We start from the raw sequence: 14,343 nt of genomic DNA, 5'->3' as shown, positions 1-14,343 counted from the left end.
TTTCTTGTTCTTTCGTGGGTCGTCATGGTCGATGTGAGCCGGTTGCCCCGCCCGATCACGACGATTTGGGATTGGCAGATGGACGCCGCGTGCCGCGAGCTCGACAGCGACATGTTCTTTCATCCGGAATACGAACGCGGTCAGGCGGTAGATCGCCGCGACAGCCGCGCCAAGGCGGTCTGTTTCCGTTGCCCGGTGATCCAGTCGTGTCGTGCGCATGCCTTGGCAGTACAGGAACCTTACGGCGTCTGGGGCGGCCTGACGGTCGCTGAACGAGCAGCGGCCCTCAGTCGCCGACGCGAATCGGCGACCGCCTGATCGCAGCCGCGACAGCCTGTTTGGCGCCGGTGAGCGAGGGTATGCCGTCCGTAGTCGGCCTCGTCCGGGGTCGCCTGGAATCACGAACCCGGGAGTCGACATCAAAGCGTTGACATGGCAAGGAAACGAAAAGGTTCAGGTCACCGAGGTGCCGGATCCGCGCATCGAAGAACCGACCGACGCGATCATCAAGGTCACCTCGACCGCGATCTGTGGCTCGGACCTGCACCTCTACGGTGTGCTGGGCCCGTACCTCAAGCCGGGTGACGTACTCGGTCACGAGGCGATGGGCATCGTCGAAGAAGTGGGTTCCGGCGCCGCCGGTCACCTGTCGGTGGGGGACCGCGTGGTGGTGCCGTTCAACATCTCGTGCGGTCACTGCTGGATGTGCGGCCGTGGCCTCTTCGCGCAGTGCGAAACGACTCAGGTCCGCGATCAGGGCAAAGGCGCGAGCCTTTTCGGGTACACCTCCCTCTACGGCTCCGTCCCGGGTGGACAGGCCGAGTACCTCCGCGTACCGCAGGCCCAGTTCGGGCCGATCGTCGTCCCGGAGGGCACTCCGGACGAGCGGTTCCTGTTCCTGTCCGACATCCTGCCGACCGCTTGGCAGGCCGTCCGCTACGCCGACGTGCCACCCGGCGGAACGGTGGCGGTCCTCGGCCTCGGTCCGGTCGGGCAGTTCGCCGTCCGCATCGCCGCCCACCTCGGGGCCGGCCGGATCATCGGGGTCGACCGGGTACCGGAGCGGCTCGCGCTCGCCGCGCGGTACGGGGCCGAACCCGTCAACCTGGATCACGTCGACGACGTCGCCGCCGCGTTGATCGACCTGGTCGACGGCCGCGGCCCGGACGCCACCATCGACGCCGTCGGGATGGAAGCCCACGGCGGACGACTCGTCGCGGCCGCGCAGAAGGCCATGGGTCTCCTCCCGGACGCGCTCGCCCAGAAGGTGACCGACAAGCTGGCCGTCGACCGGCTCGGCGCTCTGCACGCGGCCGTGAAGGGGGTGCGACGAGGCGGGACGGCGTCGATCTCCGGTGTCTACGGCGGCGAACTCGACGCGATGCCGATGATGGAGATGTTCGACCGGGGCATTCAGTTGCGCATGGGCCAGGCCCACGTGCGGAAGTGGACCGACGAGATCCTGCCGTTGCTGCTCGACCCGGCCGACCCGCTCGGTGCGCTGGACCTCACCACGCATCACCTTCCCCTCGCCGAAGCCGCGAGCGGCTACGAGATGTTCCGGGACAAGCTCGACGGCTGCGTCAAGGTGGTGCTCAACCCTTGACCGGCCGGGTCGTGATCGTCGTCGGTGCCAGCAGCGGGATCGGACTGGCGGCGTCGATCGCGTTCGCCGCCCTCGATGACGACCTGGTGCTGGTCTCGCGCAGCGCCGACGCGCTCAAAGCCGCGGAAACGGCCTGCCGGGACGCGGGAAGCGGTGAAGTGGACGCCGTTGTCGAAGACATCGGCGATCCGGCGGCCGCCGAGCGGATCGTCGCGCGGACGCTGGACCGGCACGGGTGCGTCGACGTCGTCGTGCACACCGCGACGGTGATGGCCTACGGCACCGTCGAGGCGATGCCGGCGGACGTGTTCACCGCCGTCGTCGACACCGCGGTACACGGCACCGTCCACTTGAGCCGCGCGGTTCTCCCGGTGCTGCGCAGACAGCGCACGGGCACGTTCATCGGGGTCAATTCGCTGCTCGGCCCGGTCACCGTCCCGCAGATGGGTGCCTACGCGGCGTCGAAATGGGGACAGCGTGCCGTGCTGCGCACCCTGCAACAAGAAACGCGGGACGAACCCCGGGTCCACGTCTGCATCGTGAGTCCCGGAAGTATCAACACCCCGATCTACTACCAGGCCGCCAACTACTCCGGCCGGGTCGTTCGGCCGCCGTGGCCGGTCCTCGCCCCGGAACGGGTGGCCGCGGCGATCGTCCGGCTGGCCGACCGGCCCCGCAGACACGTGTCCGTGCCGGTCGGGCCGGGGAATCCGCTTGTCATCGCCGGATTCCGGCTCCTGCCGCTGCTCTACGACAGGCTGGTCGGCCCTCTGTTCCGGCTGGCCGCGCTCAGCCGCGGACGCTCGGAGCCCACGGTGGGCAACGTGCACCGGCCGGCGCCCGCGCGTGAACGCGTACACGGGCACTGGCCGGAGCCGCACTGAGCGGTGCTTCAGGGATCGCGCTGGGGGAGTGGCTCGACGGCGGGTCCTTCGAGCACCGCGCCGTCGACGTCGAATCGAGAGCCGTGGCAGGGGCAGTCCCAGCTGCGTTCGGCTCCGTTGAAGCGCAGAAGGCAACCCAGGTGGGTGCACCGCAACGAGACCGCGTGCAGGGCGCCCGCCTGATCCCGGAACACGCCCTTCTTGCCGGCTCCGTCACGGCGGACCCGTGCCTCGTCGATCGGGATCTCGGCGGTGTCGTGTTCGTCCACAGGAGACAGCCGGTCTTCGACGAGGTCTTTGGCGGTCCTCGTGTTCTGCCGAACCAGCGCGGGAACGTTCCGGAGACCGAGCCGATGGGGGGAGAAGAGGGCGGCGTGCGGATTCCCGGCACCGCTGACGCGATCGGCGAGGACCTCGGCGCCGATCGTGGCCATGGCGAGGCCCCATTTGGCGAATCCTGTCGCGACCCACAGTCGCGAAGCGCCCGGCAGATAGGAGCCGACCATGGGCAAGCCGTCGTAGGCGTGTGAATCCTGCGCTGACCAGCGGTGGGTTACTTCGGCGACGTCGAAGTACTTCTGGGCGAAGTCGGTGAGGGCGGTATAGCGCTCGAAGTCGACGCCGCGGTCTCCGACCGGATGACTCTGGCCGCCGAGGACGAGGTGTCCGCCGTGGCGGCCGAAGGAATACGAAGGACTTCCCGCCCTCCGCGACGAACGCGGCCGCGAGCCCCCGTAGGTACTTCACCGGATGCAGGACGAGTTGATCGTGCAGGCGGACGGCGCCGTAGGTGGGGAAGGGCAGATCCAACTCCTCGGCCCACTCCACCGCGAGTCCGGCTTTCACCGCCGCGTCCGCTTCGGAGCGGACGATGTCGCGTTCGGCCTCGGTCAGGGCGAAGGTCGCCGCCGGAGCGCGCCGCACGTCGCAGTCGAACGGTTCGGCCGATGTGGACAGGAGTTCCACACCGGCTGTGGCGGCCGACGCGTAGGCGGCCACGGTCGAGGCGCTGTGAGACCTGGTCAAGGTCGAATACTTCGTGGATTGCAGCGCGGTCACCTTCGCGGTGTTGTTGCCGCTCGCCCCGCTACCGACGGTTTCGGCCTCGACGAGTGTCCTTCGGCGCATACCTGGCCCGCCGGGATCGAAACGACGCGCCATCGCCCGGTGAGAACGACGGTGGCGGCACGCTGACCGACACCAGCGCGCCCTGGACGGAGGGCGTGTCGCGGTGGTCTCCGCAGTCGTAGCGGACTTGCCTGGCCGCTCCTCCGCGCGGTCGCGGCGGGACGACCGTTCCCGAAGTGAGTCGAATATGGATCGGTTTGCCTTTGCGCTGGGCGGGTAGCCAGGAGAGGCCCGTGCACTCAGGTGCCGCAAAACGAACCACCACTTCAAGGAGTTGTCGCCGTGAGCGCCATCATCAAGTCCGTCGACGTCGAGGCCACCGTTCCGGCGGTGTACAACCAGTGGACCCAGTTCTCGGACTTCCCCCGGTTCATGGAAGGCGTCGAGCGGATCGACCAGATCGACGACACGCATACGCACTGGACGACCAGTATCGGCGGTGTGACCCGTGAGTTCGACGCGACGATCACGGAGCAGCACCCCGACGAGCGGGTCGCCTGGCAGTCTGTCTCAGGTCCCAACCACGCCGGAGTGGTGACCGTTCATCGCATCGATGACGTCCGTACGCGCGTCACGGTGCAGATGGACATCGATCCCGAGGGATTCGTGGAGAACGTCGCCGACAAGCTCGGCATCATCGACCGTCGCGTCCAAAGCGACCTGGACCGCTTCAAGACGTTCATCGAGAACCGGGACGGTCACGCGACCGGTTCCTGGCGCGGTGACATCGATCGCGCACCCCAGCAGCCGAGCTGACTTCCGCTTTCGCGGAACCGAAGGCCGCGACGGGCTCCGCTCCGGAGGCCCGTCGCCGCAGAGCGGCCGGTTTCCCTTCGTGAGGGGCCATTCTCGAAGGGGACCGGTCGCGCGCCTGCTTTCTGGAAGTTCCCAGTATTCCCTGGAAGGAGATGACGGCGATGCCGTCTTTCGAGCACACCGCCGAGGTCATGCTTCCGGCGGACAAGTTGTTCGCGTACCTCGCCGATCCCGGAAACCTGGCTCAGCTGACCGAAGCATTCAGCGTGAGTGGTGCCAAAGTCCCTGTGGAGGCCGAGGGCGAGGCATGGTTACGAGCCGATCGGCACGCGAAGACACTGCGCTGGGGTTCACCTGATGAAGGTGATGACCATGGCAGGCTGAGCGTCGAAGAGCGCGGCGCTGGTCAGTGCGAGGTCTCGATACGTTTTCACACCGGCCGTGAAGGCGGGCAGAACGTGCGACGCGTCTTGGCCGAGGCCGTCGCCACGCTGACGCAGCGAGCCGCCGCCGAAACAGACCGGGAGGCGGGAGAACATCAGCAGGGCTGGACCTGAGAACTCCAGCAGGCTCAAGATGTCCGTGGCCGTCCGACGGTCAGGACAAGACGGCCGCGCGGGCCACGCAGCAGAACCCAGCCGTCGCGGGCGCTCTCGATGTCGTATCCCGTGGCCAGGTATCTGTCCAAGGCCTGTGTCATTCCGGCACCGGATTCGACGCGCACCGCCTCGCGAGTGGTCGGATCGCCGGTCTCGATCGTCATGGCCGCTCCCCACTTGGACGGACTCGTGCCGCCGGGGCTGGGGCGAACCTGATGACCCCGAAATACCCCCGGTGATCAGCAGGCAAACCTCGCGGACGGCTGGAAGAGCGAGGTTTCATCCCCGTCCGGCCGGGTAAGTCTCCGTTGTGCGGAGACTTCGCGACCGCACTGGGAGGGAAACCCCGCCACGACGCCGTGAGCGTGACGGACTTCTGCCCCGGCTCCGTTCGTGTGCCCGGTCGAGGCCCAGTCACCCATCGCAATCCTGGCAACCTGATGATCGAGAGGCTCGGATGAGCACGGAAGTCTTCGACGCGGTCGTCATCGGCGCCGGCCACAACGGCCTGGTCGCGGCGAACCTCCTGGCCGACGAGGGCTGGTCGGTCCTGGTGCTGGAACAGGCGGACAAGCCGGGCGGCGCGGTGCGGACCGAAGAAGTCACCGAGCCGGGCTTCCGCAACGACCTCTGCAGCGCCTTCTTCCCGCTCACCGCGGTCTCGCCGGTGATCCGGGGGCTGAATCTGGAGGAGCAAGGCCTGCGCTGGCGGCACGCTCCCGAAGTGCTCGCGCACGTTTTGCCCGACAACAAGTGCGCGGTGCTCTCACGGGACATCGAGCGAACGGCGGCGTCGGCCGACGAGTTCGCGTCGGGAGACGGCGCCGCCTGGAAGCGGCTTTTCGCGCAGTGGCAGGACATTCGCGAACCGTTGCTCGACGCCTTGTTCACGCCGTTCCCGCCGGTGCGCCCGGCTCTGCGGCTGCTGCGGCACACGGGGACCGCCGACGCGCTGCGCCTGGCCCGGATGCTCACGTTGCCCGCGCGCCGTTTCGGGGAAGAACTCTTCGAAGGCGAAGGGGCACGGTTGCTGCTGGCCGGGAACGCCGCGCACAGCGACCTTTCCGTCGACAACGCGGGCAGCGCCGTGTTCGGCTGGCTGCTCGCGATGATCGGCCAGGACGCCGGATTTCCGGTGCCGGCCGGCGGCGCGGGAGAACTGACCGCGGCACTGGTGCGGCGGTTGGTCGCTCGTGGCGGCGAGATCCGATGTCGTTGTCCTGTCACGGAAGTACTGGTCGCGGGCGGGCGTGCGATGGGGGTGCGCGACAGCGCGGGCGATCCGATCCGGGCACGCAAGGCCGTCCTCGCGGATGTACCGGCGCCGACGTTGTACGGCGAGATGGTCGCGCCGGAATGGCTTCCGTCCCGGCTGCTGGAGGATCTCGGCCGGTTCCAGTGGGACAGCGCCACGGTGAAGGTGGACTGGGCGCTGTCCGGCCCCGTTCCGTGGAAGGCCGAGGGCGCTCGCGGAGCGGGAACGATCCACCTCGGCACCGACCTGGACGGCCTGTCGGTGTTCGGCGGCGACCTCGTTCGCGGCCGGAGCCCGCGCAATCCGTTCCTGTTGTTCGGGCAGATGACGACGAGCGACCCGGACCGGTCACCTCCGGGCACCGAAGCCGCGTGGGCGTACACCCACGTGCCGCGCGGGGTCATGGAAAACCGGAAGGCACTGGACCGGCAGGTCGCGAGGATCGAGAAGACGGTCGAGGTGAACGCGCCGGGCTTCCTCGACCTGATCCAGGGCCGGTACGTGCAGGGGCCGCTCGAACTGGCAGGCCACGACCCCGGCCTGGTCGGTGGCGCGATCAACGGCGGCACCACGGCCATTCACCAGCAGTTGTTCTTCCGCCCGGTCCCGGGCCTCGGCCGCGCGGACACCCCGGTGGACCGCCTGTTCCTGGCGGGATCCGCCGCCCATCCGGGAGGAGCGGTCCACGGCGGCCCCGGAGCCAACGCGGCCCGCGCCGCGCTGGCGCGGGCCGGTCGGCTCGGCGGTGGCTACGCGGCGGTGATCCGCGCCGCGAACCGGGCGGTCTACGACTGAGCGGCCTTCCGGTTCGCGTGCTTCCCGGTCACCAGATCGGCCAGCCGCGCGAGGGCTTCGGTGTTGCGGGGCTTGGCGATGAGCGCCTGGACCGCCTCCGGCAGGAACTTGCCAGGACCTCGAGTGACCTCCTCCGCCATCCGGACCTCGGTCTTGCCTTCGCCATGGGGGAGAAGGGTGAGCCTGACCTCCGCGGCGCCCAAAGGCCAGCCCCTGGCCTCGAGGGAAAGGAACGTGCCGGGTTCGACGGCCTTCACCACGGTGACGTCCTGGATGTGCAGCGGCCACGGCCCGACGCTGTGATGGATCCGCGACCCGACGGCGGGCCAGTCCTCGTCGACGTCACGGATATGGGAACTGCCGACCACCCAGCCCGCGTAGTTCCAGCCGTCGGCGAGCACGACGAAAACGACGTCCGGTGGTACATCGATGATGCGGCTGACCTCGATCACGGTGTCCTCCTGTTTCGGGGGTGGCAGAGCCCGAGTACCCCGCCGACGCGGCTTGAAGCCTTGTCGGGGACCGGCTGGGTTCGGTGGTCCTCTTGCGAGAAGCCTCCGAACGGCCGCGTGGGTGTGAGGGCCGTACGCTCCGGGTATCCACAAGGTCTAGCGCCAGGGAGGACCGATGGTGGAGAACCGGCGTCAGCGGCTGCAAGCGCTGCTGGCCGCCGACCGTGCCGCCACGCCTGCTTCGGTGGTGAGCCTGGCGTGCGGTCGTTGTGTGGTGGAGTTGTCCGTCACCGGCGCTGGGGCGACCGTGCTGGCCGAGATGCCCACTGGAAACGGCAATGGCGACAGGCGTCAGAGCCGTGGTCTGGTGCATGCGACGAATCCGGTGAGCGCCGGACTGGAAGATCTACAGCTCACTGTGGGAGAAGGGCCGTGCCTGGACGCCTTCGCCACCGGCGGACCCGTGCTGGTCGCCGATCTGGCGGCGGAGCTGGCGCGGTGGCCCGCGTTCACGCCCGCCGCGTGCGAGCTGGGCGCGGCGGCGGTGTTCTCCTTCCCGTTGCAGGTCGGGGTGGCGCGGCTGGGATCGCTGGATCTCTATCGCGACACGGCCGGCCCCCTCACCCGGGTCGAACTGGCCGACGCGCTGATCCTGAGCGACCTGGCCACCCAAGGGGTCGTGGACGACCTGGACGGGCACAGCGTCGACGATGTGAGCTGGCTGGCGGATCCGCACGTCCAGGTGCATCAGGCAGCGGGGATGGTGCAGGTCCAGCTGGGTTCGACCACGGAGGTGGCGTTGATGCGACTCCGCGGCTATGCCTTCACCCACGGCGTTCCCCTGGCCGATGTCGCCCAACAGGTCGTCGAGCGTTCCCTGCGCTTCACCGATACCGAGGACGGCAACAATGCCCACTGAGGGAGAGTCCCACGAGATGACCACCGACCGGGAGCAAAAAGTCGCCGACACGTTCGTGTCGTTGGCGGACACATTGGTCGCGGACTTCGATGTGCTCGATTTCCTCGGTCTGCTCACCGAACGGGCCGTCGACTTGCTCAACGTCGACGCCGCCGCGGTGATCCTGTCCGATCAGCGAGGCGGATGGCGGCCCACGGCCGGGTCGTCCGAACAGGCCGAGCTGATCGAGGTCTTCGCCGCGCAAACCCAGCAGGGCCCTTGTCTGGACTGCGTTGACAGCGGCGTGATGGTGGCCTCGGCCGATCTCTCCGCCGACCTCGAACGATGGCCCGATTTCGCGCCGGCGGCGGTCAACGCGGGCTTCCGTGCGGCGTGTGCGGTGCCGATGCGGCTCCGTGACGACGTCATCGGCGCCTTGACGCTGCTGGGCACCAAACCGGTAGCCATCGACGACACCAGTGTCGCCTTGGGCCAGTCGCTCGCCGACATCGCCACCATCGGGATCCTGCAGCACCGCGCGATCCGGCACGACGAGATCGTGTCCGAGCAGTTGCAAGCGGCCTTGCATCACCGCACCGTCGTCGAGCAGGCCAAGGGTGTTCTGGCCGAAGCCGGCGGGTTGGACATGCACCAGGCGTACCTCGCGCTGCGCGGCTACGCCCACGCGCACCGCCGCCGGTTGTCCGATATCGCGCGAGATGTGGCGACCATGGCCCTGGATCCGCACACCCTGCTGACCGCCCCGACCGATGTCTCCCGGTCGTGACCCCGTGAGAAGACAGAGGAGCGCAGCTCATGTCCCAGACCCCGGACTCGTTGCAGCAAACGTCGCATGACCGTGAGCGACAGGTGTCCCGCACGTTCGTCAGCCTCGCCGACACCCTGGTGGCCGACTTCGACATCGCCGACTTCCTGAGCATGCTCACCGAGCAATGCGTCGACCTGCTCGGTGTTTCCGCGGCCGGAGTGATCCTGCTCGATTCCAACGGGGGCCTGCAGGTCGTGGCCACCTCCTCGCAACGAGCCGAGTTGCTGGGGCTGTTCGCGGTGCAGACCGATGACGGGCCGTGCATCGACTGCGTCCGCAGCGGCGCCCCGGTGTCCAGCGCGGACCTGTCTGCGGAGACACACCGCTGGCCGAGGTTCACCGCCGCGGCCGCGGAGTGCGGGTTCCGCGCCGCCCATGCCCTGCCGATGCGGCTGCGAGACCAGGTCGTCGGCGTCATGACGCTCTTGGACACCGGTATCGGCGGCCCGGATCGCGACGACATCGAACTCGGGCAGGCCTTGGCCGACGTCGCCACCATCGGCATCCTGCAGCAGCGCAGCATCGAACGCGGGGACCAGCTCACCGGGCAGTTGCAAACCGCGCTGGACAGCCGTGTCGTGATCGAACAGGCCAAGGGTGTGCTCGCCGAGCACGGCCAGGTCTCGATGGACGAGGCCTTCACCCGGCTACGCGGCTACGCCCGCACTCACCACCACCGGCTCACCGAACTCGCCCACGCCGTCGCAGGGGGCACCGCGGACCTGACCGCGATCCTGAAGCACCCGCAACCCCGTCGAAGCTCACTACCGTAGGACGGATCACCACGCCGCCGAGTTGCGGGACAGGGAGGGATCATGACGCAGACCGATGACACGGCGACCGCGTTGCGGGAGCTGACCGAGACCTTCACCGCCAACGAATCCGTACCCGCCGTGCTCCAGCGAGTCTGCGTGTGGGTGGTCTCGTTGGTGCCCGACGCCACCGCCGCCTCGGTGACGCTGATCGAGAACGGCCGGCCGCGCACGATCGCCACCACCGACGAACGCATCATGGATCTCGACCGTGCCCAGTACGACGCCGACGACGGGCCTTGCCTGCACGCCCTGCGCACCGTGACCACCGTTCGTGCCGACGCCCCCGAAGCCACGCGCCGGTGGCCCGAGTTCGCTGACGCCGCCGCCTCGGCCGGAATCGTGACTGTCCTGGCGTGTGCGCTGGTGCTGCCCGACGCCGGGTCCACGGCGTCTTCAGTGGATTCCGTCGCCACCATGGCGGGCGCGGTGAACGTCTGGAGCGATCGGCAGGGGGCGTTCGACCCGGTCGAAGCCGCGCTCGTCACCATGTTCACCGGCGCGGTCTCCGCGGTCGTGCTGACCGCGCGCCGCTGGGAACGTGCCGCGATCCTGGCCGAAAACCTGCAGACTGCGCTGACCACCCGCGACGTCATCGCCACGGCCAAAGGCATCGTGATGGCCCGACGCGAAGTCGACGCCGACGAGGCCTTCGCCTGGATCATCGATGTCTCACAACGCACGAACCGCAAGATCCGCGACCTGGCCGCCGTCCTCGTCGAGGACCCGACCCTCGTCGAGCTCGCGTAGCCGGACGCTGTCATCGCGCTGGTGACCTCCAGTGGACCGGCCCTGTCCGATATCGCCGCCGGCGGCCCGCCCTTCCCTGGTCACTCTGTGCTGCCTCGCGATACCTCTTCGTGGAAAAATGCGCCGAACGTTGAAGAATTCGGCACCCTACCCGCTACTTAGCGGTAGAAAACCCTTGCACGGCAATTAAAAAAGGTTGTTCATCCCCCAATCTGGTGACACCCCTCGGAACGAAAACCCCATGACAGGTGAAGTTCCGACACGGAAGGGGGGTGAAATGGATGAATACTTCCCAGTCGCGAGCCTTGTCCGGTGACGGCCTCATTGTCCTGAGGCAAGTGCTCGTGGTGACAGGCGCGTTGTTCGGTCTCGCTCTCCTGTCGATTCTGTTGTCCGGGACGGCGAACGCGTCGGACCGGTCTCCGGAACCCGGCGGCTCAGGTCTGCTCGGTGACGTCGTGGGCGCGGGTGCCGAACCCGTGATGCCGCTCCTCGAATCGGTTGCGAAACCCGTTCATCGGGTGGCGTCGGAGGTGGCGCCCGTGGTGGAGCAGGTGACAAAGCCGGTCGAGCCGGTGTTGTCGCAGGTGGTACGACCGGTCGCGAAGGTTGCCGAGCCGGTGCTGCGGGTCCTCGAGCCGGTAACCGGGCCGGTCACACGGCCATTGCTCGATTCGCTGGCTCCGGTCACCGAACCGGTCGCCCACGCGGTGGGCGCGGAACGGGTGATCACGGCTCTGGACGGTGAACCGTCCAAGTCGGAGCAGCCGGCTGTGTCCGGGTCGGCGTCGCGCAGCGACGTCAGCGCGGGTTCGGCACCCTCGCCCGCGATCGAAGTCCACAGTGGACTCGTCGGGAGTGCGGATTCGGCCTGGGCCCGCGCCGCAGAGCGCGGACAGTCGGTTCCAGGGCGCGAACGGCCGGTTTCTCCGGAGACGACTCATTCCGGTGAAGTGTCTGTGGTCAAGGTTCCTGGTCCGGCCGGTGGCGGCCCCGCTTTGCCGAGTGGGCCGGGTTTCGTCGGCGTCGGTGGTTCGATGTCGGCGAGTTCGGGCGGATCGCACGGTGGTGAGTACGCGGTGACCGAGTCCGGTACGGGCATGCCCGGAACGGACCGGGCGTGGCGAGCACCACCGGACGACCGGAAATCCGTCCCGTGGCCGGACGAGTACGGCCACGACCATCCCAGTTGACGAACCCTTTCCACCCTCGACTCCACATTGGACAGAAGGTAAGGAAAGGGAAGTCATGCACAAGTACGTGCGACGCGGATTGACCGCCGCAGTGCTGTCCGGCGGGTTCGTCCTGCTGGGCACCGCGGTGGCGAGCGCGGACACCGGGAATTCGAACCCGCTCGGCGGGCTCGGTGACACAGTGCACTCGGTGGTGGCCGGCACCTCGTCGGCGACCGCTCACGGCGGCAACGGAGGCGACTCCGGCAAGGCCGGGAACGCCTCCAGCAAGAACAACGCCGTCAGCGGAAACTCCGGTGACTCCGGGAATTCGGGCTCGACCGGGCACAACAGCGCCTACGGGATCTGTGTGCTGGCCAGTTGCTCGACTTCGGTGTCCTCGGGCGACTCCGGCAACACCGGATCCACCGGTGCGACCGGAAACGCCTCCAACACCAGTGACACCACCGGGGGCAACTCCGGTTCCGCGGGCAAGGGCGGCGACGCCACCGCCGGTTCGAACGGTCGGAACACCGCGGACTCGCGGGGCGCCCGCGGCGGAAAGACCGGTGTGCTCGGCACGGTGACCGGGATCGCGAAGGGCGGCAACGGTGGTGACTCCGGCGATGCCGGGAACGCCTCCAGCAAGAACAACGCCGTCAGCGGCAACTCCGGTGACTCGGGCAACTCGGGCTCGACCGGCGGGAACAGCGCCTACGGGCTCTGCGTGCTCGCCCGGTGCGAGACCACGGTGACCTCGGGCGACTCCGGAGACACCGGCAGCACCGGCGCCACCGGCGACGCGCACAACTCCAGCACCACCACCGGCGGCGACTCCGGTCCGGCAGGCAACGGTGGCGACGCCGCCACCGCCGTGTCCGGCCAGAACTCCGCCACGAACAACGGTGGCTGGAACCGTCGCCACGGAAACGGTGACACCGGTGTGCTCGGCATCGTGACCGGGACCGCGAAGGGCGGCAACGGTGGTGACTCCGGCGATGCCGGGAACGCCTCCAGCAAGAACAACGCCGTCAGCGGCAACTCCGGCGACTCGGGCAACTCCGGCTCGACCGGTGGCAACACCGCGCTGACGGGGACGATCGGCGGCCGGGACTTCGGCCACGGTGGCTGGAAGCACCACGGCTCGAAGCACGAAGGTGACCACTCGAGCACGACGGTCACCTCGGGTGACTCGGGCAGCACCGGCGCCACCGGTGCGACCGGGGACGCGGTGAACCACAGCGCCACCGTCGGCGGCGACTCCGGTCCGGCGGGTCACGGCGGCGACGCCGCGGTCCTCGCGTCGGGTCGCAATTCCGCGATGAACCACGACGGTGGGCACAAGTCGCGTCACCATCAGGGTGGCGAGACCGGCGTCCTCGGCGCTGTCTTCGGAAAAGCCAAGGGCGGCAACGGTGGTGACTCCGGCGATGCCGGAAACGCCACCAGCGGGAACAACGCCGTCACCGGTGACTCCGGCGACTCCGGGAACTCGGGCTCGACCGGCGGCAACACCGCCGTCGAGAGCACCCGGGGCCAGGACCAGGGCCGTCACCACGGTGGCTGGAAGCACGAAGGTGACCGCTCGAACACCACGGTCACCTCGGGTGACTCCGGTTCGACCGGGGACACCGGCGCGACCGGTGACGCTGTCAACCACAGCACCACCACCGGCGGGAACTCCGGCCCGGCAGGCGACGGCGGCGACGCCGACGTCCACGCCAACGGCTGGAACAACGCCGGACACCACCTGAGCACCGTCTGACGGGCACGGGACAGAACACGAGCGGGGGCACCGGAATCCGGTGCCCCCGCTCCTCGTACCCGGCGTCCACGCCGGCGAACTGGAGACTCGGCAACGAGAACCTAGCGGTGCTAGACAATCTAGCGCCGCTAGGCTAACGTTCCTCTCGTCCTAGCAATGCTAGATTCCAGGAGAGAGAGTCATGTTCACGGCACTTGAGATCGTCACCACCGTGATCGTCGGCCTGATGGTGGGCGTCGAGTTTTCCGTCGCGTTCGTCATCAACCCGATCCTCAACGCCCTCCCCGACGACAGCCTGGTGCGCGGCCGTGCCCACGGGGGCCGGATGCTCGGCGCCGTCATGCCGGTCTGGTACATCGGTTCGCTCATCCTCGTCGCGGTCTGGGCGATCGCCGGATGGCAGCAGCCCGGAGCCGGACTCGTCGTCACCGCCGGCGCGCTGCTGATCGTCAGCGTGGTCATGTCGCTCCTGCTGCTCGTCCCGATCAACAACCGGGGCAAGACATGGACCGCCGAGAACCGGCCCGCCGACTGGAAACAGCAGATGAACCGCTGGGACCGCTTCCACTACATCCGGGTCGCCGTCATCATCGCCGCCTTCGCGCTGCTGGTCGCCGCTCTTGCCTGAGCTTCGCTGACGCC

The 14,343-nt window shown here is 68.5% G+C and carries 16 protein-coding genes and 2 pseudogenes; 13 read left to right on the top strand and 5 right to left on the bottom strand.

The window, feature by feature from the left end:
- Positions 1-24 precede the first annotated feature (24 nt).
- The 3 genes from ACLJPX_RS08575 to ACLJPX_RS08565 all read left to right on the top strand — a co-directional run bounded on the left by ACLJPX_RS08575 (position 25) and on the right by ACLJPX_RS08565 (position 2,490).
- Positions 25-318, top strand: a complete 294-nt coding sequence (locus tag ACLJPX_RS08575) for a WhiB family transcriptional regulator (RefSeq protein WP_410600025.1) — start codon at positions 25-27, stop codon at positions 316-318.
- Between the two features lie 100 nt (positions 319-418).
- Positions 419-1,606 (top strand): zinc-dependent alcohol dehydrogenase, encoded by a 1,188-nt coding sequence (locus ACLJPX_RS08570; protein WP_410600024.1) that lies wholly within the window; start codon positions 419-421, stop codon positions 1,604-1,606.
- Positions 1,603-2,490, top strand: coding sequence for an SDR family NAD(P)-dependent oxidoreductase (locus tag ACLJPX_RS08565; RefSeq protein WP_410599562.1), 888 nt, complete (start codon positions 1,603-1,605; stop codon positions 2,488-2,490). Before ACLJPX_RS08570 ends, ACLJPX_RS08565 begins: the two co-directional genes overlap by 4 nt.
- Before the next feature lie 8 nt (positions 2,491-2,498).
- Here ACLJPX_RS08565 and ACLJPX_RS08560 read toward each other — a convergent pair whose 3' ends face one another.
- The 3 genes and pseudogenes from ACLJPX_RS08560 to ACLJPX_RS08550 form a co-directional block, all read right to left on the bottom strand.
- Positions 2,499-2,924 carry a Rieske 2Fe-2S domain-containing protein gene (locus ACLJPX_RS08560; protein ID WP_410600023.1) on the bottom strand — a complete coding sequence of 142 codons (426 nt, stop codon included), beginning with the start codon at positions 2,922-2,924 and terminating at the stop codon, positions 2,499-2,501.
- Positions 2,901-3,182 (bottom strand): annotated as a pseudogene (locus tag ACLJPX_RS08555) (FAD-dependent oxidoreductase); the annotation flags it as partial. The gene ACLJPX_RS08560 and the pseudogene ACLJPX_RS08555, both read right to left, overlap by 24 nt.
- A 72-nt stretch (positions 3,183-3,254) precedes the next feature.
- Positions 3,255-3,618, bottom strand: a pseudogene (locus tag ACLJPX_RS08550) (FAD-dependent oxidoreductase); the annotation flags it as partial.
- Between the two features lie 282 nt (positions 3,619-3,900).
- Here ACLJPX_RS08550 and ACLJPX_RS08545 point away from each other — a divergent pair.
- Both ACLJPX_RS08545 and ACLJPX_RS08540 read left to right on the top strand, forming a co-directional pair.
- Positions 3,901-4,374: an SRPBCC family protein gene (locus ACLJPX_RS08545; protein ID WP_410599561.1), complete on the top strand. Its 474-nt coding sequence runs from the start codon at positions 3,901-3,903 to the stop codon at positions 4,372-4,374.
- A 152-nt stretch (positions 4,375-4,526) separates the two neighbouring features.
- Entirely contained in the window at positions 4,527-4,931 is a 405-nt protein-coding gene (locus tag ACLJPX_RS08540; protein ID WP_410599560.1) for an SRPBCC family protein, read from the top strand.
- A gap of 14 nt (positions 4,932-4,945) precedes the next feature.
- Here ACLJPX_RS08540 and ACLJPX_RS08535 read toward each other — a convergent pair whose 3' ends face one another.
- Positions 4,946-5,137, bottom strand: a complete 192-nt coding sequence (locus ACLJPX_RS08535; protein WP_410599559.1) for a hypothetical protein — start codon at positions 5,135-5,137, stop codon at positions 4,946-4,948.
- A gap of 293 nt (positions 5,138-5,430) precedes the next feature.
- On the opposite strand from ACLJPX_RS08535, the gene ACLJPX_RS08530 reads away from it, so the two are divergent.
- Positions 5,431-7,023, top strand: a complete 1,593-nt coding sequence (locus ACLJPX_RS08530) for a phytoene desaturase family protein (RefSeq protein ID WP_410599558.1) — start codon at positions 5,431-5,433, stop codon at positions 7,021-7,023.
- Here ACLJPX_RS08530 and ACLJPX_RS08525 read toward each other — a convergent pair.
- On the bottom strand, positions 7,014-7,475 hold the full coding sequence (locus tag ACLJPX_RS08525) for an SRPBCC family protein (protein WP_410599557.1): 462 nt from the start codon (positions 7,473-7,475) through the stop codon (positions 7,014-7,016). The two genes, ACLJPX_RS08530 and ACLJPX_RS08525, sit on opposite strands and share 10 nt — an antisense overlap.
- 175 nt (positions 7,476-7,650) lie before the next feature.
- Here ACLJPX_RS08525 and ACLJPX_RS08520 point away from each other — a divergent pair, with 175 nt between their 5' ends.
- The 7 genes from ACLJPX_RS08520 to ACLJPX_RS08490 all read left to right on the top strand — a co-directional run bounded on the left by ACLJPX_RS08520 (position 7,651) and on the right by ACLJPX_RS08490 (position 14,329).
- Positions 7,651-8,394, top strand: coding sequence for a GAF and ANTAR domain-containing protein (locus tag ACLJPX_RS08520; protein WP_410599556.1), 744 nt, complete (start codon positions 7,651-7,653; stop codon positions 8,392-8,394).
- 16 nt (positions 8,395-8,410) lie between these two features.
- Positions 8,411-9,160 carry a GAF and ANTAR domain-containing protein gene (locus ACLJPX_RS08515; protein WP_410599555.1) on the top strand — a complete coding sequence of 250 codons (750 nt, stop codon included), beginning with the start codon at positions 8,411-8,413 and terminating at the stop codon, positions 9,158-9,160.
- A 29-nt stretch (positions 9,161-9,189) separates the two neighbouring features.
- The gene (locus ACLJPX_RS08510; RefSeq protein ID WP_410599554.1) at positions 9,190-9,975 is read left to right on the top strand and encodes a GAF and ANTAR domain-containing protein; all 786 of its coding nucleotides are present in this window, start codon (positions 9,190-9,192) and stop codon (positions 9,973-9,975) included.
- 42 nt (positions 9,976-10,017) lie between these two features.
- Positions 10,018-10,764 carry an ANTAR domain-containing protein gene (locus ACLJPX_RS08505; RefSeq protein ID WP_410599553.1) on the top strand — a complete coding sequence of 249 codons (747 nt, stop codon included), beginning with the start codon at positions 10,018-10,020 and terminating at the stop codon, positions 10,762-10,764.
- 281 nt (positions 10,765-11,045) lie between these two features.
- On the top strand, positions 11,046-11,957 hold the full coding sequence (locus ACLJPX_RS08500) for a hypothetical protein (RefSeq protein WP_410599552.1): 912 nt from the start codon (positions 11,046-11,048) through the stop codon (positions 11,955-11,957).
- A 55-nt stretch (positions 11,958-12,012) separates the two neighbouring features.
- Positions 12,013-13,701 (top strand): YadA family autotransporter adhesin, encoded by a 1,689-nt coding sequence (locus ACLJPX_RS08495; RefSeq protein ID WP_410599551.1) that lies wholly within the window; start codon positions 12,013-12,015, stop codon positions 13,699-13,701.
- A gap of 181 nt (positions 13,702-13,882) precedes the next feature.
- Positions 13,883-14,329: an anthrone oxygenase family protein gene (locus tag ACLJPX_RS08490; RefSeq protein WP_410599550.1), complete on the top strand. Its 447-nt coding sequence runs from the start codon at positions 13,883-13,885 to the stop codon at positions 14,327-14,329.
- Positions 14,330-14,343: the final 14 nt, after the last annotated feature.

This window comes from Amycolatopsis sp. lyj-90 (assembly GCF_046549035.1).
GTDB lineage: Bacteria > Actinomycetota > Actinomycetes > Mycobacteriales > Pseudonocardiaceae > Amycolatopsis.
The sequence above is the reverse complement of the archived record's forward strand: the minus strand, read 5'-3'. Positions and strand labels throughout refer to the sequence as shown.

Coding starts and splice junctions, on each gene's coding strand:
- ACLJPX_RS08560 (WP_410600023.1), bottom strand. CDS start 2,924: ATGGCCACGATCGGCGCCGAGGTCCTCGCCGATCGCGTCAGCGGTGCC.
- ACLJPX_RS08495 (WP_410599551.1), top strand. CDS start 12,013: ATGCACAAGTACGTGCGACGCGGATTGACCGCCGCAGTGCTGTCCGGC.
- ACLJPX_RS08575 (WP_410600025.1), top strand. CDS start 25: ATGGTCGATGTGAGCCGGTTGCCCCGCCCGATCACGACGATTTGGGAT.
- ACLJPX_RS08510 (WP_410599554.1), top strand. CDS start 9,190: ATGTCCCAGACCCCGGACTCGTTGCAGCAAACGTCGCATGACCGTGAG.
- ACLJPX_RS08530 (WP_410599558.1), top strand. CDS start 5,431: ATGAGCACGGAAGTCTTCGACGCGGTCGTCATCGGCGCCGGCCACAAC.
- ACLJPX_RS08505 (WP_410599553.1), top strand. CDS start 10,018: ATGACGCAGACCGATGACACGGCGACCGCGTTGCGGGAGCTGACCGAG.
- ACLJPX_RS08535 (WP_410599559.1), bottom strand. CDS start 5,137: ATGACGATCGAGACCGGCGATCCGACCACTCGCGAGGCGGTGCGCGTC.
- ACLJPX_RS08500 (WP_410599552.1), top strand. CDS start 11,046: ATGAATACTTCCCAGTCGCGAGCCTTGTCCGGTGACGGCCTCATTGTC.
- ACLJPX_RS08515 (WP_410599555.1), top strand. CDS start 8,411: ATGACCACCGACCGGGAGCAAAAAGTCGCCGACACGTTCGTGTCGTTG.
- ACLJPX_RS08520 (WP_410599556.1), top strand. CDS start 7,651: ATGGTGGAGAACCGGCGTCAGCGGCTGCAAGCGCTGCTGGCCGCCGAC.
- ACLJPX_RS08490 (WP_410599550.1), top strand. CDS start 13,883: ATGTTCACGGCACTTGAGATCGTCACCACCGTGATCGTCGGCCTGATG.
- ACLJPX_RS08540 (WP_410599560.1), top strand. CDS start 4,527: ATGACGGCGATGCCGTCTTTCGAGCACACCGCCGAGGTCATGCTTCCG.